Annotated in this window: 16 protein-coding genes; 11 read left to right on the forward strand and 5 right to left on the reverse strand. The window is 67.0% G+C overall.

Translation table 11 applies throughout. The features are described 5' to 3' along the window. Nucleotides 1-19: 19 nt before the first annotated feature. The 4 genes from ON45_RS07600 to ON45_RS07615 all read right to left on the reverse strand — a co-directional run bounded on the left by ON45_RS07600 (nucleotide 20) and on the right by ON45_RS07615 (nucleotide 3,878). Nucleotides 20-1,147, reverse strand: a complete 1,128-nt coding sequence (locus ON45_RS07600; protein WP_040493049.1) for a phosphoglycerate kinase — start codon at nucleotides 1,145-1,147, stop codon at nucleotides 20-22. Further along, nucleotides 1,144-2,157: a type I glyceraldehyde-3-phosphate dehydrogenase gene (gap, locus tag ON45_RS07605; protein ID WP_040493050.1), complete on the reverse strand. Its 1,014-nt coding sequence runs from the start codon at nucleotides 2,155-2,157 to the stop codon at nucleotides 1,144-1,146. Before gap ends, ON45_RS07600 begins: the two co-directional genes overlap by 4 nt. Nucleotides 2,158-2,274: 117 nt before the next feature. After that, a complete protein-coding gene (rapZ, locus tag ON45_RS07610; RefSeq protein ID WP_040493051.1) occupies nucleotides 2,275-3,120 on the reverse strand; it encodes an RNase adapter RapZ in 846 nt (281 codons plus the stop codon). A gap of 17 nt (nucleotides 3,121-3,137) precedes the next feature. After that, the gene (locus tag ON45_RS07615; RefSeq protein WP_040493052.1) at nucleotides 3,138-3,878 is read right to left on the reverse strand and encodes a class I SAM-dependent methyltransferase; all 741 of its coding nucleotides are present in this window, start codon (nucleotides 3,876-3,878) and stop codon (nucleotides 3,138-3,140) included. 23 nt (nucleotides 3,879-3,901) lie between these two features. Here ON45_RS07615 and ON45_RS07620 point away from each other — a divergent pair, with 23 nt between their 5' ends. Further along, nucleotides 3,902-4,810, forward strand: coding sequence for an LLM class flavin-dependent oxidoreductase (locus ON45_RS07620; RefSeq protein ID WP_040493053.1), 909 nt, complete (start codon nucleotides 3,902-3,904; stop codon nucleotides 4,808-4,810). A gap of 24 nt (nucleotides 4,811-4,834) precedes the next feature. On the opposite strand, the gene uvrC is transcribed toward ON45_RS07620, so the two are convergent. Then, nucleotides 4,835-6,736, reverse strand: coding sequence for an excinuclease ABC subunit UvrC (gene uvrC / locus ON45_RS07625; RefSeq protein WP_040493054.1), 1,902 nt, complete (start codon nucleotides 6,734-6,736; stop codon nucleotides 4,835-4,837). Between the two features lie 42 nt (nucleotides 6,737-6,778). Here uvrC and ON45_RS07630 point away from each other — a divergent pair, with 42 nt between their 5' ends. The 10 genes from ON45_RS07630 (at nucleotide 6,779) to nagA (ending at nucleotide 17,869) form a co-directional block, all read left to right on the forward strand. After that, complete coding sequence (locus ON45_RS07630) at nucleotides 6,779-7,723, forward strand: DUF6576 domain-containing protein (protein WP_040493055.1); 945 nt, start codon at nucleotides 6,779-6,781, stop codon at nucleotides 7,721-7,723. 241 nt (nucleotides 7,724-7,964) lie between these two features. After that, nucleotides 7,965-8,900 carry a type IV toxin-antitoxin system AbiEi family antitoxin domain-containing protein gene (locus tag ON45_RS07635; protein WP_040493056.1) on the forward strand — a complete coding sequence of 312 codons (936 nt, stop codon included), beginning with the start codon at nucleotides 7,965-7,967 and terminating at the stop codon, nucleotides 8,898-8,900. Nucleotides 8,901-9,095: 195 nt separating this feature from the next. Then, on the forward strand, nucleotides 9,096-10,244 hold the full coding sequence (locus ON45_RS07640) for an ROK family transcriptional regulator (protein ID WP_051062710.1): 1,149 nt from the start codon (nucleotides 9,096-9,098) through the stop codon (nucleotides 10,242-10,244). Between the two features lie 61 nt (nucleotides 10,245-10,305). Beyond that, on the forward strand, nucleotides 10,306-11,685 hold the full coding sequence (locus ON45_RS07645; RefSeq protein WP_040493058.1) for an extracellular solute-binding protein: 1,380 nt from the start codon (nucleotides 10,306-10,308) through the stop codon (nucleotides 11,683-11,685). A gap of 127 nt (nucleotides 11,686-11,812) precedes the next feature. Further along, nucleotides 11,813-12,778 carry a carbohydrate ABC transporter permease gene (locus tag ON45_RS07650; RefSeq protein WP_040493059.1) on the forward strand — a complete coding sequence of 322 codons (966 nt, stop codon included), beginning with the start codon at nucleotides 11,813-11,815 and terminating at the stop codon, nucleotides 12,776-12,778. Further along, nucleotides 12,778-13,614, forward strand: coding sequence for a carbohydrate ABC transporter permease (locus ON45_RS07655; RefSeq protein WP_051062701.1), 837 nt, complete (start codon nucleotides 12,778-12,780; stop codon nucleotides 13,612-13,614). The genes ON45_RS07650 and ON45_RS07655 overlap by 1 nt, the downstream gene beginning before the upstream one ends. Further along, nucleotides 13,611-15,086, forward strand: coding sequence for a glycoside hydrolase family 3 protein (locus ON45_RS07660; protein ID WP_040493060.1), 1,476 nt, complete (start codon nucleotides 13,611-13,613; stop codon nucleotides 15,084-15,086). Before ON45_RS07655 ends, ON45_RS07660 begins: the two co-directional genes overlap by 4 nt. Then, complete coding sequence (locus ON45_RS07665) at nucleotides 15,083-15,970, forward strand: ROK family protein (RefSeq protein WP_040493061.1); 888 nt, start codon at nucleotides 15,083-15,085, stop codon at nucleotides 15,968-15,970. Before ON45_RS07660 ends, ON45_RS07665 begins: the two co-directional genes overlap by 4 nt. Continuing rightward, entirely contained in the window at nucleotides 15,963-16,745 is a 783-nt protein-coding gene (locus tag ON45_RS07670; protein WP_040493062.1) for a glucosamine-6-phosphate deaminase, read from the forward strand. Before ON45_RS07665 ends, ON45_RS07670 begins: the two co-directional genes overlap by 8 nt. Before the next feature lie 2 nt (nucleotides 16,746-16,747). After that, complete coding sequence (gene nagA, locus ON45_RS07675; RefSeq protein ID WP_040493063.1) at nucleotides 16,748-17,869, forward strand: N-acetylglucosamine-6-phosphate deacetylase; 1,122 nt, start codon at nucleotides 16,748-16,750, stop codon at nucleotides 17,867-17,869. Nucleotides 17,870-17,872: the final 3 nt, after the last annotated feature.

A 17,872-nucleotide genomic window follows, 5' to 3' on the forward strand; every position in this document is an offset into this window, starting at 1 on the left:
TCGGTTGAACCATTCCGTGTCAGACACCCGATGGTCCGCGGAGGGCGGCGAGGCCGGGGAGGTCACCGTTCTCGAGGAGTTCGAGGCTGGCACCGCCTCCGGTGGAGACGTGGTCGACCTCGTCGTCGAGGCGGAACTGAGCGAGCGCTGCGGCAGAGTCTCCACCGCCGACCACGGTGAACGCCTTCGTGTCGGCCATCGCCTGCGCGACGGTGCGGGTACCCGATGCGAACCGTTCGTCCTCGAACATGCCCATCGGGCCGTTCCAGAACACCATCCGCGCGTCCATGATCACGTCGGTGAACGCCGCTGCCGACCCGGGTCCGATGTCGTAGCCGATGCAGCCCTCGCCGAGACGCGACCCGAACTGGGCGAAGTTGCCGGCGGCGTCGGTCCCGGTGATGTCGTCGGGCAGGTGGATCGTCTTGCCCATCGACTCCGCCTTCGCCAACAACTCCGCGCAGGTGTCGACCATGTCGGGCTCGAACAACGAGTTCCCGATCGGCTTGCCCTGAGCGGCGAAGAACGTGAAACACATCGCCCCGCCGATGATGATCGAGTCGACCGTCTCGAGCAGCGCCTCGATCACCCCGAGCTTGTCGGAGATCTTCGCGCCGCCGAGCACCGCGACGAACGGGTGCTTCGGCTTGTTGCGCAACCCCAGCAGGACGTCGACTTCCTTCTCCAGCAGGCGCCCCATCGCGGACGGGACGTGCTGCGGCGGTCCGACGATCGACGCGTGAGCGCGGTGTGACGCGCCGAACGCGTCGTTGACGTAGCCATCGATCCCGTCGACCAACTCGGCCACGAACGCGTCTCTGTTACCGGTCTCGCCCGGATCGAAACGCAGGTTCTCGCGCAGGTCGACACCGGGCGCCAACTCGGCGAGCCGGGCGCGCACCGGATCCATCGAGAACTCCGGATTCGGTTCGCCCTTCGGTCGGCCGAGGTGGCTGGCCGTGACGACGTTCGCGCCGCGTTCGGTCAACCATTCGATCGTCGGGAGCGCGGACTTGATCCGGAAGTCGTCGGTGATCTCACCGTTGTCGAGCGGAACGTTGAAGTCGGTTCGCACGAGGATGCGTTTGCCCGACAGGTCTCCGCCGAGTTCGGCTTCCAGGTCCTCCAGCGTCGGGATTCCGCTCACTTCTTGACTTTGGAACCGGTGAACACGGTCATGTCGACGAGGCGGTTCGAGTAGCCCCACTCGTTGTCGTACCAACCGTTGACCTTGACCATCTTGCCCTGCACGTGGGTCATGCCCGCGTCGTAGGTGCAGCTCGACGGATCGGTGACGATGTCGCTCGAGACGATCGGCGCCTCGGTGTAGCTGAGCACGTCCTTGAGCGGGCCGGTCTTGGCCGCCTTCTTGAACGCAGCATTGATCTCCTCGACCGTGGCCGACTTCTTCAGGTTGGCCGTGAAGTCGGTGAGCGATCCCGTCGGCACCGGCACGCGCAGCGCCCCACCGTCGAGCTTGCCCTTCATCGTCTCCATCACGAGCGACGTGGCACGCGCCGCGCCGGTCGACGTCGGGATGATGTTGATCGCCGCAGCACGCGCTCGGCGCAGGTCCTTGTGCGGGCCGTCGACGAGCGACTGGTCGCCGGTGTAGGCATGCACCGTGGTCATGAGGCCTTCGACCACACCGAAGTTGTCGTCGAGCACCTTGACGAGCGGCACGATGCAGTTCGTGGTGCAGCTCGCGTTCGAGATGACCTTGTGCTTGCTGATCCGGAAGTCCTTGTGGTTCACGCCGTACACGAACGTGGCATCGGCTTCCGAGCACGGTGCCGACACGATGACCAGCGGCGCACCTGCGTCGAGGTGGGCACCAGCGGCGTCACGCGAGTTGAAGAAGCCGGTCGACTCGATGACGACATCGACACCGAGATCGCCCCACGGAAGGTCACCCGGATTGCGCTCGCTGAGCACCTTCAGCGTGTCCGATCCGACCTTGATGCCACCCTTCACGGCCTTGACCGTTTCGGGAAACACGCCGAGCACCGAGTCGTATTGGAGCAGGTGCGCCATCTGGTCGAGGGAGCCCAGGTCGTTGACCGCGACGAAATCGATGTCCGCGCCCTGAGCCTTCGCTGCGCGGAAGAAGTTCCGACCGATCCGACCGAAGCCGTTGATGCCGACGCGAACTGTCATGTTGTGATCCTTTGTGTGGTGCTTGCGGGGGGATGCTCGGCGCGTCTGCGCAGACCGATCGGCTGCCACGTCGAACGAAGCCGACTGTAGTCGTCCCCGGCCCGGCAGGCCGCAGAATCAGCGAGCGACGTCGCGGTGCGAGGCGCGTACGGCGACCCCGCGCGCCCGAAGCCGACCAGCGAGCTCCTCGGCGATGGCGACGGAACGATGGCGGCCACCGGTGCAGCCCACGGCCACCGTCAGATACGCACGACCCTCTTTCTCGTACTGCGGCAGCAACGCGCCGAGCAACTCTTCGAACCGGTCGACGAAGTCGGAACCCGCAGCGGTCTCGAGCACATGGTCCCGGACCTTCGGATCGTGACCGGTGAGCGGTCGGAGCTCGGGTTGCCAGTGCGGGTTCGGAAGGAACCGGACGTCCATCACGATGTCGGCGTCGAGAGGCAGACCGTGCTTGAACCCGAAGCTCTCGACCGACACCTGGAGCCGGGACACCGTCGATTCGGCGAACGCTGCGACGAGACGCTCCTTCAACTGGTGCACGTTGAGGTCCGTCGTGTCGATCACGAGATCCGCAGCGGCACGCGCCGGATCGAGCTGCTCGCGTTCGAGTTCGATCGACTCGACGAGACCCGCGGCCCGATCGGCGAGCGGGTGCCGACGACGAGTGGCGTCGTAGCGCTTGACGATCTCGGCGGTCGACGCGTCGAGGAACAGAACGGTGACCTCGTGACCACTGGCGCGGACCTCGCCGACCGAACTGAGGAGTTCGTCGTGATTGCGGCCGGCCACCAGCGCGAGCCGCGGGATATCACTTCCCGGCTTGGCCGCGAGATCGATGATCGTGTTGATGAGCGTCGTCGGGAGGTTGTCGACCACGTACCAACCGAGGTCTTCGAGTACGTCGGCTGCGCCCGATCGGCCGGCGCCGGACAATCCGGTGATGAGGACGATCTCCGCCATGCCCCCAGCGTAGGTGCTCAAGCGGACTTCGTCAGCCGGAGGTACAACAACCGCGGGAACGCCGCGCTGGCCTCGTAGCCGGGGCCCTGATCGAGGAAGCTGTCCGGAGGTGCCGGCTCGACCATCCGGTCGATCCTCAGTCCGTTCCGGGCCAGTGCATTCACGTATCGCGAGAGCGGCCGATGTACGAATCGGATCCGCACACCCAACTCCACCTCTTCGACCGTCTCGATCTCGTCGAGGTACGGCCCGAGGCGCCAGTACTGCTCGGGTGGGTCGACGAGATGGTCGTCGACCCACACGCTTCCCGGCGCCTGCAGGATCGGATGGTTCAGGAAGAAGCAGAACCGACCACCGGGTTCGAGCACGCGGGCGACCTCGGCGATCGCCTCGTCGACGTCGTCGATGTGTTCGAAGACGAGGCACGCAACAGCGGCGTCGAAGGCCCCGTCGCCGAAGGGCAGACCCGACGCCGATGCCCGTGAGTAGTCGGCGCCCCCACCGCGTTCGCGCGCGACGCGCACACAGTTCCACGTCGGGTCGATCCCGGTCACGCGCGCGCCGGCCGACGCCGCGAGTCGACTGATCTGACCGTCACCACAGCCGATGTCGAGAACCCGAGCGGCACCCGCGAGTTCGTCGGCTGCCATCGGCAAGATCTGGTCCACGTACTCGGGATCTGCTCCATCCGTGAACCCTGCGATCCACCAATCCGCGTGGGTCTCCCACAGATCCGGCGCGTCGAGGTTTCGCGTCATGTGCGCAGGGTACGGTCGGCGCGATGAAGTTCTCCGTGTGGCCAGATCCGAGTCGACCCCCGCAGGAGGTGCTCGACCTCGCCAAGATGGCCGACGACGACGGCTGGTTCGGACTCTGGTACGCCGACCACTACATGCCGAACACCGGCGACGAGTCGTTCACGGCGGGCGACACGCACGAGTGCTGGGCGGTGTTGCCCGCGATCGTCGCGGTGACAAGCAGGATCCGCGTCGGCCCTCTCGTCGCTCCGACCTCGGTGCATCACCCCGCTCTGTTGGCCAACCGTGCCGCGTCGATCGACCGGTTGACGAACGGACGGTTCGTGCTCGGGATGGGTGCGGGTTGGCAGATCAACGAGCACACCGCCTACGGGATCGAACTGGAAGAACCCGGGCCGCGGGTGAGCCGGTTCGAGGAATCGATCCAGATCGTGCGCTCGTTGCTCGACACCGACCGCACGACGTTCGCGGGCCAGTTCTACGAGTTCACCGACGCGCCGTGCGATCCCAAGCCGATCCAGGACCGACTTCCGATCCTGGTCGGAACGAAGAGCCCACGGATGCTCCGGATCACCGCAACCCACGCGCAGGAGTGGAACACGTGGGGTGCGCCAGACCTCGCCGGCGACGTGCGCGAGAAATTCCTCACGGCATGCGAATCGGTCGGCACCGACCCGGCGTCGATGCACACCTCCGCGCAGGCGTTGGTGATGATGACCGACGACCAGGAGAAGATCGACGCTGCGTACGCGGGACCGATGGGCGACCGGTTGATCGCCGGCTCCGACGACAAGATCGTCGCCGAGATGGGTCGGTACGTCGATCAGGGCTTCGACGAGTTCATCGTCTACGACGCCACCCTCGGCGCGTCGCCGGAGCAACGACTCGACGGCTACCGCCGCTTCATGTCCGACATCGCCCCGCACGTCTGAGCGTTACGCAACGGGTCTGACCCGTTACGTAACGCTGGGGTGGAACTTGGCGTGGATCGCTTCGGCCACGGCGTCGGGGAGGAAGCTGTGTGACTTCAACTCGTCGAGGTCGGCCTTCTTCACCGCGCTGACGCCGCCCATCGCCTTGGTCAACTTCTTCTTCCGGACCTCACCGAGGCCGGGAATGCCGTCGAGCGCACTGACGGTCATCCGCTTGCTCCGACGCTCCCGGTGGAACGAGTTCGCGAATCGGTGCGCCTCATCGCGAATGCGCTGCAGCATGAACAAGGCTTCGGACCCGCGGGGGATCTCCACCGGAGCGGAACGACCCGGGACGTAGATCTCCTCGAAGCGCTTGGCCAGTCCGGCGACGGGGATCTCGTCGGCCAGGCCGAGTTCCTCGACCACTCGCTGGGTCGCGCTGACCTGACCCTTCCCCCCATCGACGAGCAGCAGCTGCGGTGGGTACGCGAACTTGCCGGGCTTGCCCTCGGTCGAGTTTCGTTCCTCGACCGGACGCTCGCGCTCGGCGAGGTAGGCGGTGAGCCGACGCCGGACGACCTCGGCCATCGCCGCGTAGTCGTCGCTGCCGCTGCCGACCTCACTTCCCCCGACGTCGTTCACCTTGAATCGGCGATACTCCCGCTTGGCGGGCAACCCGTCCTCGAGCACGACCATCGATCCGACGTAGTCCGTCCCCTGGAGATGCGCCATGTCGTAGCACTCGATCCGGAGCGGTGCTTCCGGGAGATCGAGGTGCTTCTGCAGTTCGGTCAGTGCTCGGCTGCGAGTGTTGTGGTCGCTCGCGCGTTTCATCCGGTGGCGGGTGAACTCCTCCTGTGCGTTGCGGGTGACCGTTTCGAGCAACGCCTTCTTGTCGCCCCGTTGCGGCACGCGGACCTGGACCTTCGAACCGCGGCTCATCTGGAGCCACTCCTCGTAGATGTCGACACCGTCGGCCTCGTACGGGACGAGCACCTGCTTCGGGACGCCGACCACCGGCTGCTCGCCGTACATCGATTCGAGGATGCGGTCGATGAGTCGACCGGGCGTCAACTCCTCCACCTTGTCGAGGATGAACCCCTTGCGACCCATCACCCGGCCCTTGCGCACGTAGAACACCTGAACGGAGGCTTCGAGTTCGTCCTCGGCGATGCCGATCACGTCGAGGTCCTCGTTCTTGTCGGCGACCATCTGCTGCTTGGCGATCGCCTTGCGCACCGCTTCCAACCGGTCCCGCAATCGGGCGGCGCGCTCGAATTCGAGATCGGTCGCGGCGGCCTGCATCTCGCGTTCGAGACGCTGCACGATCTCGTCGGTGTCGCCGTCGAGGAACTCGCACAGTTCGGTGACGAGCTGGCGGTACTCCATCTCCTCGATCTCGCCGACGCACGGCCCCGAGCACTTCTCGATGTGGAACAAGAGGCACGGTCGGCCCAATCGGTGGTGCTCCTGGAACTTGTTCTCGCTGCACGTGCGGATCGGGAAGCTGCGCAACAGGAGATCGAGCGTGTCGCGGATCGCGTAGGCGTGGGCATACGGACCGAAGTAGCGGGTGCCCTTCTTCTTCGTCCCGCGCATCACCATCGCGCGGGGCCACACGTCGGAGTTGGTGACCGCGAGGAACGGATAGCTCTTGTCGTCGCGCAGGCGGACGTTGAAACGCGGATCGTGCTCCTTGATCAAGGAGTACTCCAGCATCAGCGCTTCGACCTCGTTGCGCACGATCGTCCACTCGACCGACTCGGCCGTTTCGACCATCTGCGCGGTGCGCGGATGCATGTTGCGCGGGTTCTGGAAGTAGTTCGACAGCCGCTGACGCAGGCTCGATGCCTTGCCGACGTAGATGACGCGGCCGTGCTTGTCCTTGAACTGGTACGAACCGGGTTCGTCGGGGATCGTGCCCGCTGGTGGACGCTTGATCATGACGTGTTCAGGATAGGGAGGGGCGGGTACCGTGGGCAGCTGATGTCGCAGTACTTCGCCGCCATGTTCCGCCGCCGTCCGAACGACGGTTGGTTCCGCGTCAGCCACTATGACGTCACGACCGTCGACATCATGACGGCGCTCGCCGTTGCGTCGATGTTCGTCAAGGCGTTCAGCGAGGAAACCTTCGCATTGCTGGTCTTCGAAGGCGCCGCCGTGCGTTCCGGCGAGGTCTGGCGACTGGTCACCTGGCCGATCGCCGAGGTGCCGAGCTTCTTCGCGGTCATCAGCATCGCGTTCTTCTGGTCGTTCGGCCAGCAGCTCGAGGCGCTGTTCGGACGCGGCAGATTCCTGATGTGGGTGCTCGCGGTCACGATCATTCCGGCGTTGACCGTCACACTGCTGGGACTCGCCAGCGACACGTTCGACTTCGGCGGCATCGAGTTCGGTCTCGGACCGCTCTTCCTCGCCGGGATCTGGGTGTATGCCGGCACGTACCCGAACGTTCGCTGGTTCGACGTGATCCCGATGTGGGGCATCGCCGCGGGGTTCACCGTGCTCCAACTGCTCGTGCTCTCCGACGCCGGCAACACCGGCGCGATCGTGTTCCTCCTGCTGGTCGTCGCGGCGGCACTCAGCGCTGGGCGATCGCTGGGACTGGCCTCCGCGTGGCCGATTCCCCACATTCCGCTGAACCTGGATCCGAACGGGCGGCGCCGCTCCCGGACACGCTCGGTGGGGCGGTCCAAGCCGCCGAAGGCGAAGCGCCCCAAGCGCGGCACGAGTGGCCAGAGCGTCGTCGAGGGACCGTGGAAGAACGACGTCCCCTCGCGGGTCCCCGCTCCCCCGTCACCGGCCGCGTCGCCGACCGACCAGATCGAACTCGATCACCTGCTCGACAAGATCAGCGATCAGGGGATGGACGCGCTCTCGGGTGACGAGAAGCAGCGTCTGAACGAACTCAGCAAACGCCTCCGCAACCGCTGACCGCCACCCGCCCATCGCTGGCCCGCCGATCCGACCCACCCCGATCCACCCACGCACCCGCGGGCGGTGAGCGAACCGACGCACCCACGTCGGTTGCCTCACGATCGCGGTCCCACGAGTCAAGGCGGTGAGTGAACCGACGCTCCAGCGTCACTTCGCTCACCACTCATGGAGTCGCGACCACCCCGGTAGCGTTGCGCCACCGGCTCTCCCCTGACGCATCTCGATCAGGGAGACCAACATGACGAAGCTGCCCGTTGCGGCCCATCGCACGATGGCCGGCCAGCACGGGGTGGTGTCGAGCCACCAACTGCACGCGCACGGCCTCTCGACGCGCCAGATCCACCACCTCGCCCAGAGCGGCCAGCTCATCCACGTCGAACGCGGAGCGTACGCGACCCCGAGCGTCGAACTCGACGAACTCGGACGCTGTGCTGCGGTCTGTCTCGCACGACCCGCGGTCGCGATCGCCGGACCGACGGCGGGTCGACTCTGGGGATTTCGCCATGTCCAGGGCGACCGTCGCATCCACGTCATCGGTCCTCCGCATTCGCAGCCGGCCTCGCGACCTGGCGTGGCCGTGTACCGAACCGCGGCCATTCACGGCGACGACATCGTCCTGCGACCGGACGGGATCCGGGTGACCTCGCGAGCGCGGACCGCTCTCGATCTCGCGCGCCACCTCTCGCCCGATCTGTTGCTGTCCGTGATGGAGCAGGCGATGCACGACGGCAACCTGAGCGAGTCCGAGATGCGCACGGTCGCCGTCGACTGGATGTCGCCGCAGCGGCCGTGGCTCTTCACGTTCCTCCGCCAACTCGAGCGACGAGTCGCAGGTCCCGCCGCCGAGTCCGGACCAGAAGTGGATCTCGGCCAGGCACTCGAGGCCGCTGGCGTCACCGGACTTGTACGCCAATACGAGGTCGAACTCCCTGGGTACGGTCGAGCCCGCTTCGATCTCGCCGTACCCGCCCTGCGGTGGGCGGTGGAGGTCGACGTGCATCCCGTTCACGAGCAGACCATCGGGCACACGTCGGACCGCCGTCGCGATGCCGGCGCCGTTGCGCTCGGCTGGTTGGTCAACCGGGTCTCACGCGCCGAGTTCCGAGCCTCGCTCGACACCGTCGTCGCCCACCTCGTCGAGGTCTACCGCGCCCGTTCCGCCGCCAGCCGGTGAGCGAACCGACACCACCACGCCAGTTACCTCACCACCCGGCGCGCACCCACCAGGCTGGTGAGTGAACCGACACGGCCACGTCAGTTGGCTCACCGCCCAGCAAGGACCCAGCGGGGCCGTGGGTGAACCCGAGCTTGCGCGAATCCGGACTTGACATTAATTAGTTTGGAAGGTTTACTAACAGATGTGCGACAGGTGTCACCCTCTGCAGCGAGTCCGGCAGCGCGCTGGCCGGGCAACGGAGCGACGGCGCAACGCCTCGGCCCCAGTGAGGCTCGAAGCCACCACCGCCGCCTCGTGCTGCAAGCGCTGTATCGCGGTCGTGGCCTCTCCCGCGCCGACCTGTCTCGCGAGCTCGGTCTCAGTCGCGTCACGATCTCCGATGTCGTCGGCGACCTCATCGAGGAAGGTCTCGTCCTCGAGCTCGGAACCCGCGCCTCCTCACGACCCGGCAAGCCCGCGACCATGCTCGACATCAACCGTGAAGGCCGCAACGTCATCGGTCTGGATCTCTCGTCGTCGCACGCGTTCGTCGGCGTTGTCACCGATCTGGATGGCGCGGTGGTCGAGCGTGCCGAGCTCGGTATCTCCGAGGTCCAGGGCGAAGAAGCGGTCGTCGCGGTCGAGACGTTGTTGACCGAACTGGTCGCCCTCGCTCCGCTTCCCGTGGTGGGTGTGGGCGTGGGCAGTCCGGGAATCGTCGACGATCAGGGCGTGGTGCTGTCGGCGCCCAACCTCGGTTGGCAGGACGTCCCCCTCCAGGCTCGCCTCGCCGAAGTCTGCGGCCTGCCGGTCGCTGTCGCCAACGATGCCAATGCCGCCGCCGTCGGAGAGCTCTCGTTCGGCGAAGGCCAGCTCGACATGATGCTGGTTCGGATCGGTCGCGGCGTCGGCTCGGGCCTGATCATCGACGGTCGCATCGTCAGCGGCGCCCGACACTCGGCCGGCGAGATCGGGCACGTGGTGAGCGGGACCGATGTGAGCGAACCGTGCGTGTGCGGCAACAACGGCTGCCTCGAACGGTGGCTCGCCATTCCGCGGATCGACGCTCATCTCGCCGAGCCGTCCGCCGACCGCGACGCAGTGCTGACCGAGGCCGGACGCCGTCTCGGCATGGTGCTCGCCCCGATCGTCAGCGCCCTCAATCTCACCGAGGTGGTGCTCGCCGGTCCGGCCAGCCACATCTCGGGTCCACTGCTCGCCTCCGCTCAGTCGACATTGCGCGATCGGGTACTCGCCGACGCGCATGGCGACGTGCAGCTGCGAATGACCGAGCTCGGGCACGACCTGATCGTGCTCGGCGCCGTTGTGTTGGTCCTCCGAGGCCAACTGGGGGTCTCCTGACCCCCGTCCGTCCGAAGTCGATTCGGCTGCGGATCCGTACCCACACACAAAGGATGAATCCATGAGAAAGATCACACCGATTGCGGTGACCATGGCCACCGTGGCCCTGGTCGCCTGCGGCTCGGATGATGGCGACAGCGCCACCGAGGCGACCGACGCACCCGCGGAGACGACGGCCGACGAGGGGACCGACGCACCCGCCGGGACGACGTCTGCCGAGGAATCCGACGCGAACGCGTCCGACGGTGAAGACATCACGCTGTGGCTGGCCGGCACGGACACGCCCGACGCCGCGCTGACCTATCTCACGGAGACCTACGCGTCGACCACGGGCGGCGATCTGTCGATCGAGCAGATCGGTTGGGGCGACTTGATCCCGTCGCTGACCGCAGCGCTGCCCGACTCCTCGTCCACGCCGGACGTGTTCGAGACCGGCAACACACAGACCGCCACCTTCAGCGCGGTGGGCGCATACAGCGACCTCACCCCGTACTACGACGAACTCGGCGGCGACGAACTGCTCCAGGGTTTCGTCGAGGCGGGTTCCGTCGGTGACGCCGTCTACTCGGTGCCCTACTACTTCGGTTCGCGCTTCCCCTGGTACCGCAAGGACCTGTACGAGGCCGCCGGGGTCGAGGTGCCCGGCACGCTGCAGGAGTTCACCGAGGTGAACGCCACCCTCAAGGCGGCCGGCTCGGGCGCCTACGTTCCGGGGCAGGACTGGCGCAACGGCATCGCCTGGATCTTCGCCAACGGCGGCGACCTCGCGACCTACGACGGTGGCGAGTGGACCGCAGCCCTCTCCTCCGACGAGTCGATCGCCGGGATGGAGATGTGGCAGGAACTGTTCGCGACGGCGTCCGTCGCCGGCGCGACCGACACCGACGAGACCGCCTACCAGGCGATCAACGACGAGTACCTTCCCGACACCGCCGTCGGCACAACGCTCGCCCCGAACTGGGCGTACTGGAGCCTCGGCGACATCTCGGAGGACGAGGACGGCGAGGCCGTCGCGACGTGGGACCCGGAGACCTTCGGTGCGTACGCCCTTCCCGGCGTCGACGGTGGACTCGCGCCGGTGTTCGCCGGCGGGTCGAACATCGGGATCTCGGCAGCCTCGGAGAATCAGGACGCAGCACTCGAGCTGATGGGAATCATCTTCTCGGACGAGTACCAGACGCTCCTGGCCGAGAACGGACTCGGGCCGGCCAACACCGAGTTCGGCTCGGTGTACGTCGACTCGGCCGCCGATCCCGAGATCGCTCAGATCTCGCTCGACACGGCCGCTGGAGCCAAGCTGACCCCGGCCGCGCCGGGTTGGACGTCGGTCGAGGAGCAGCAGCTTCTCGAGCAGTTCTTCCAGGCGGTTGCCGAGGGTGGCGACGTCGCCTCGCTCGCCGCCGAGTACGACGACAAGATCAACGCCGTCATCAACGGCTGATCTCCGATCGTGCGGGCGGGATCGTGCGGGCGGACGGGACATCTCCCTCTCCCCCTCCGCCCGCACGATCGTGACCACCCAGCGCATATTTCCCAGCCGACACCCCACACTCGCGGAAAGCCCTGACATGTCGATCGTTGTCACAACGAAGCCCGACGCCGACCCCGACTTCGACCCCTCCACGCCGAAGCGCAAGCGGAAGAAGGCGCGTTCGCCCAAGCTGCCGTACTGGCTCACGCTTCCCGCGGTCGCCGCACTCGTCGTCGGACTCGCCTACCCGCTGGGCTGGCAGGTCCTCAACTCGATGCGCGAGTACGGCCTGCGCCAGCAGTTCGGTGAGGACGCCACATGGTTGTGGTTCGCCAACTACACCGATCTGCTCACCGACGGCTTCTTCTGGACGGTCGTCATCCGCTCGCTCGTGTTCATGGCGGCCACCGCGCTGGCGACCATGGGGCTCGGCATCCTGCTCGCCCTGCTGATGAAGGCCACACCGACGTGGGCGCGGGTCATGCTCCAGAGCGCCCTTCTCCTCGCGTGGGCGATGCCGATCGTCGCCCAGATGACGGTCTGGAACTGGCTGATCGACTCGCGCAACGGCGTGCTCAACTACCTGCTCAGCAAGTTGCCCGGTGTCGACATGATCGGTCACAACTGGCTCGAAGAACCGCTCAGCTTCTTCTTCGTCGCGTCGCTCATCATCACCTGGGCGTCCGTGCCGTTCGTGGCGATCTCGGTCTATGCGGCGTTGACACAAGTCAGCGAGGAGGTCCTCGAAGCTGCACAGCTCGACGGCGCCAACGCCCGACAGAAACTGGTGCACATCATCATGCCGATCATTCGCCCCGTGCTGGTCATCCTCCTGCTCCTGCAGTTCATCTGGGACCTCCGCGTGTACGCCCAGATTCAACTGCTGCAGGACCTCGGCCCGAAAGGCGACGACTACGACCTGCTCGGCACCTACATCTTCGGCCTCGGCATCGGCCAGGGCCGCTTCGGTCTGGCCGCCGCGGCGGCGATGATCGTGCTGCTGATCACGCTCTGCGTGAGTGGCTTCTACGTACGTGAACTTCTCAGAGAGGACGCTCGCTGATGCGAAGCAAGTTCAAGCGCTACCTCGCCGCGGCGGTTGCGGTGCTCGTCGCCATCGTCTGGGCCTTCCCGGTGTACTGGATGATCAACTCGTCGTTCCTCACTCCGCTCACCATCAGTGGACTGGACCCGACGTTCCTCCCATTCGGAGGCACCCTGCAGAACTACCGCGACGTCACGACCGAGACGCCGTTCTTCGAGGCGCTCCAGATGTCGGTGATCGTGGTCGCGGTGGCGCTCATCGTGTGCATCGCGTTTGCGACGCTCGCAGCCCTAGCCATCTCGCGTTTTCGCTTCAGAGGGCGGAAGAGCTTCGTGCTCGTCATCATCCTGGTGCAGATGTTGCCGGCTGAAGCGATGTTCATCGCCCAGTACCAGATGATCTCCGGTCTCGGCCTGCTCAACTCCATCGCGGGCGTCTCGATCATCTACGTCGCGATGGTCGTGCCGTTCACGATCTGGATGCTGCGGGGCTTCGTCGCCGGCGTTCCGATCGAACTCGAGGAGGCGGCCATGGTCGATGGCTGTACCCGGTTCGGAGCATTCCGACGGATCACCTTCCCGCTCATCGCCCCTGGCCTCGTCGCGTCGGGCGTCTTCGCGTTCATCCAGGTGTGGAACGAGTTCGCGCTCGCATCGGTTCTGCTCACCGACGACGAAGCCCAGACCCTGCCACTGTGGCTGCGCGACATCGCGCAGCAATCGAACCTCGGGGCACCCGAGTGGGGTCAGATCATGGCCGGCTCCGTGCTCGTCGCCGTGCCCGTCATCATCTTCTTCGTGATCGTGCAGGGCCGGATGGCACAGGGTCTCGTCGGCGGAGCAGTCAAAGGGTGACCGAAGCCCAGCCACCAGAGTTGCGCCGTCAGGCGCTCGGGCTGCTGATGCCCGGCTTCGTCGGCACGGAGCTGCCCGACTGGCTTCGTGCACTGCTCGAGGACGGTCTCGGCAGCATCTGTCTGTTCGGTCACAACGTCGACACGCCGGCGCAGGTCGCCGCGCTGACCGCCTCGATCCACTCGGCGAACCGACACGCGATCATTGCGATCGACGAGGAGGGCGGCGACGTGTCCCGACTGCATCAGCATGACGGTTCGCCGTTTCCGGGCAATGCGATCCTCGGGCGCATCGGCGACATCGAGCTCACGCGATCCGTGGCACGGGAGGTCGGCGCCCAGTTGGCCGCGGTCGGCATCCATCTGACCCTCGCGCCGGATGCCGACGTCAACTCCAACCCCGACAACCCGGTGATCGGCGTCCGGAGCTTCGGGGCCGATCCCGTTGCCGTCGCCGCGCACACGGCTGCGTGGATCGATGGTGTGCAAGCCGCCGGCGTCGCGGCATGCGCCAAACACTTCCCCGGTCACGGCGACACCGCGACCGACTCCCACCTGTCCGAGCCGGTGATCGCCGCCGACGCGGCGACCCTCGCCGACCGCGAACTGGTTCCGTTCTCTGCGGCGATCGCTGCCGGAACGAAGACGATCATGACGTCGCACATCCACGTGCCGGCGATCGACCTCGAGCACGTCGCCACCTTCTCGGAGACCATCCTCGGTGACCTGCTGCGCGGGCGGCTCGGGTTCGACGGGGTCGTCGTGACCGATGCGCTCGACATGGTCGGAGCATCGGGAACCCGCGGCATGCCCGCGGCAGCCGTCTCCGCCGTCGCGGCGGGCTCGGACCTCCTGTGCCTCGGCTCGAACAACTCCGAATCCGAGATCGGCGACATCGTGGAGGCGCTCCTGATCGCCGATTCTGTCGGCGAGCTCCCGGTCGGTCGGCTCGCCGACGCCGCCGGTCGCTGCCTCACACTGGCCCGATGGACGGCGGACCGTCGCCGGCAGGCCGGCGAGCCGTCTCGCGGGGCGGCGAACCCGCCGATCGTCAGCCTCGGCGAGGTCGCCGCATCGTTCACGCTGTCGGACCGCGCGTCGGCGATGCTCGCGATCGCCGGACGACCGGTGCAGTGGGTTCGGATCGACCCCGAGCCGAACATCGCCATCGGCGCCACCCCTCTCGGCCCGTTCTTCGAGGGTGGCGCCGTACCCTCGTTCGTCGTGCCCATCGACGACCGGACGAGCGCGGTCGACTACGTCGCCGAACCAGGCGCGCTGACGATCGTCGTCGGACGGGAACTCCACCGCGATGATGGCGCCGTCGGCGCGGCCTCGACCCTCCGGGCGAGTTCGGACGCGCTGATCGTCGACATGGGTTTCGCGCACTCCGACCACGTGGACATCGCGACGTTCGGCGCGTCACGGCTCGCGGGAGAGGCGCTCATCGAACTCGTGAGGTCATCCGCATGAGGGTCGGGATCGACATCGGCGGCACCAAGATCGAGGCCGTCTCCATCGACGACGAACTCAACGTTCTCGCGACGTTCCGGCAACCGGTGCGAACCGGCCCGACAGGCATCACTGCGGGAACACTCGAGGCCATCGACGCCGTCAGTCGCGACGCTGGGGGCCGGATCGAGTCGATCGGTGTCGGCGTACCCGGAACGATCAGGCGCGGCGTGATCCACCACGCGCGCAATCTCGCCATCGAGTCGTACGACCTCGAAGCCGCCATCACAGCGGAAACCGATGCCCCCGTTCGGGTGTCCAACGACGTCAACGCCGCAGCGCTCGGCGCATGGGCACTCCGCGGCGGAGCGTCGACCTCGCTCGCGTACCTCAACCTCGGCACCGGCATGGCCGCCGGACTCGTGCTCGACGGCCGCGCGTGGGAGGGCGGCCGCGGAATGGCCGGCGAGATCGGCTACATCTCCGCCGACCCGAACGGTCCCACCCACGTCGAAGGACTGGCCGGAACACTCGAGGGCTACGCATCGGGTTCCGGTGTGGTCGGCCAGTGGGGCGTCGAGGGAGCGTCCGCAGTCGACGTGTTCGATGCGGCCGACGCCGGCGACGCTCGCGCGATCGCCATCCGCGACGGTGTGTACTTCGGGGCAGCGAGCGCAGTCCGGGTGCTCGCGCTGACCTTCGGTGCAGACACGATCGTGATCGGAGGCGGCCTGGCCGGGTTGGGCCGATCGCTGTGCGAGGGCATGGCCGAGCACTTCGACGCGTGGTCACGAACGTCGCCGCTCATCGCCTCACTCCAACTCGACGCGATCACGCACCTCCTCGACGACGAGCGACCGACACATGCGATCGGCGCCGCGATCATGGGCGGACACCATGGCTGAGGTCGTCATCGTCGACAGTCCCGCGACCGGTGGTGCCCTCGTCGCGCGCCACATCGCGACGCAGGTCCGACACTCGTCCGACTTCACGCTCGGCGTGGCGACCGGATCGACTCCACTTCCGGTCTACGCCGCGCTCGCACGCGAACGCAGCGACGGCCTCGACCTGTCCGGCGTCTCGGCGTTCGCGCTCGACGAGTACGTCGGTCTGCCACGGGACCACCCGGAGAGCTACCACAGCGTGATCCACCGCGAGGTGACCGAGCCGCTCGGCCTCGACCCATCGCTCGTGCGCGTGCCCGACGGCGACGAAGCGACGATCGCCACGGCCGGCGAACGCTACGAAACCGAGCTCGACGCGCACGGTGGGGTGGGCCTGCAGTTGCTGGGCATCGGCACCGACGGCCACGTCGGCTTCAACGAGCCCGGCTCGTCGTTGGCGTCGCTGACGCGCATCAAGACGCTGACGGCGCGCACCCGCGCCGACAACGCACGCTTCTTCGACACCCCGGAACAGGTCCCCACCCACTGCATCACGCAAGGCATCGGCACCATCCTGCGAGCCCAGCACCTCGTCCTCCTCGCGTTCGGGGCAGGCAAAGCCGACGTGATCGCCAGGGCTGTCGAGGGCCCCGTCACCGCCACGATTCCCGGCTCCTGCATCCAACTCCACCCGCACGCGACCGTGGTGGTCGACGAGGCTGCGGCCACCCGCTTCGAGCGAGCCGACTACTACCGGTGGGTGTACGAGCACAAGCCGGCATGGCAGGGTCTCTAGCGATGGCGTCCACACTCGTGCACTCAGGAACGCTGGTCGACGCGACCGGCGAACGCCCCGGGTGGGTTCTCGTCGACGGTGAGCACATCGTGTCCGTCGGCTCACCCGACGAACCGACCCCTCAGGCCGACCGGTCGCTCGACGCGGCGGGTGGGTACATCACGCCGGGCTTCGTCGACATCCATTGCCACGGTGCAGGCGGCGTTCACTTCCAGGACGGAGTCGATCATGCCCTGGCAGCGCTCACGGCGATGCGCGCCCACGGCACGACCCGGGCCGTCGCGTCGTTCGTCACCAGCTCGATCGACAGCCTCGTGGCCGCCATCGACACCACACGCGCCGCGATGAGTCGCGACCCGGGCCTGGTCGGCGTCCACGTCGAAGGACCGTTCCTGGCGATGGCGCGCAAGGGTGCCCACGACCGCGACTTGCTCCGCAACCCCGAACGCGAGTCGGTCGATCGGTTGCTCGATGCCGGCGCCGACGTCGTTCGCCAGATCACCATCGCCCCGGAGCTCCCCGGCGCACTCGACGCGATCTCTCGTTTCGTCGAGGCAGGGATCCCTGTCGCAGTCGGCCACACCGACTGCGACTACGACACGGCGCACGAGGCGTTTCGCCGCGGCGCATCGCTGGTCACGCATGCATTCAATGCGATGGCTCCGATCCAAGGACGCCTCCCCGGTGTACTGGGCGCGGCCCTGGCCGCCGAGCACGTCACGATCGAGGTCATCGCCGACGGCGTTCACGTTCACCCGGCTTCCATCGCTCTGCTCTTCGCCGCTGCACCCGGCCGAATCGCGCTGGTGACCGACGCGATGGCCGCAGCCGCCGCGCCGCCGGGCCGGTATCGGCTTGGCACTGCCGAGGTCGATGTCGCAGACGGTCGAGCCGTCCTCGCCGGCACCGACACGCTCGCCGGGTCGACGCTCACTCCGGATCGAGCGATTCGTACCGTCGTCGACGAGTGTGACGTTCCCCTGCACGACGCGATTGCAGCGTTCACGACCACCCCGGCCAAGGCGATCGGCGAACAGGACAATGCCATGCTGGCCCCCGGCGAGCGGGCGCTCGTCGCCGTACTCGACGATCAGCTCCACGTGACCGAGGTCCTCTGCAACTGAACG

Origin of the sequence: Ilumatobacter nonamiensis YM16-303 (genome assembly GCF_000350145.1) — a bacterium.
In the GTDB taxonomy this organism is placed as follows: Bacteria; Actinomycetota; Acidimicrobiia; order Acidimicrobiales; family Ilumatobacteraceae; genus Ilumatobacter_A; species Ilumatobacter_A nonamiensis.

Excerpts from the sequence above, each read along its gene's own strand:
- gap (WP_040493050.1), bottom strand. The coding sequence starts at position 2,157 with ATGACAGTTCGCGTCGGCATCAACGGCTTCGGTCGGATCGGTCGGAAC.
- rapZ (WP_040493051.1), bottom strand. The coding sequence starts at position 3,120 with ATGGCGGAGATCGTCCTCATCACCGGATTGTCCGGCGCCGGCCGATCG.
- ON45_RS07615 (WP_040493052.1), bottom strand. The coding sequence starts at position 3,878 with ATGACGCGAAACCTCGACGCGCCGGATCTGTGGGAGACCCACGCGGAT.
- ON45_RS07620 (WP_040493053.1), top strand. The coding sequence starts at position 3,902 with ATGAAGTTCTCCGTGTGGCCAGATCCGAGTCGACCCCCGCAGGAGGTG.
- uvrC (WP_040493054.1), bottom strand. The coding sequence starts at position 6,736 with ATGATCAAGCGTCCACCAGCGGGCACGATCCCCGACGAACCCGGTTCG.
- ON45_RS07630 (WP_040493055.1), top strand. The coding sequence starts at position 6,779 with ATGTCGCAGTACTTCGCCGCCATGTTCCGCCGCCGTCCGAACGACGGT.
- ON45_RS07635 (WP_040493056.1), top strand. The coding sequence starts at position 7,965 with ATGACGAAGCTGCCCGTTGCGGCCCATCGCACGATGGCCGGCCAGCAC.
- ON45_RS07645 (WP_040493058.1), top strand. The coding sequence starts at position 10,306 with ATGAGAAAGATCACACCGATTGCGGTGACCATGGCCACCGTGGCCCTG.
- ON45_RS07650 (WP_040493059.1), top strand. The coding sequence starts at position 11,813 with ATGTCGATCGTTGTCACAACGAAGCCCGACGCCGACCCCGACTTCGAC.
- ON45_RS07655 (WP_051062701.1), top strand. The coding sequence starts at position 12,778 with ATGCGAAGCAAGTTCAAGCGCTACCTCGCCGCGGCGGTTGCGGTGCTC.
- ON45_RS07665 (WP_040493061.1), top strand. The coding sequence starts at position 15,083 with ATGAGGGTCGGGATCGACATCGGCGGCACCAAGATCGAGGCCGTCTCC.
- ON45_RS07670 (WP_040493062.1), top strand. The coding sequence starts at position 15,963 with ATGGCTGAGGTCGTCATCGTCGACAGTCCCGCGACCGGTGGTGCCCTC.
- nagA (WP_040493063.1), top strand. The coding sequence starts at position 16,748 with ATGGCGTCCACACTCGTGCACTCAGGAACGCTGGTCGACGCGACCGGC.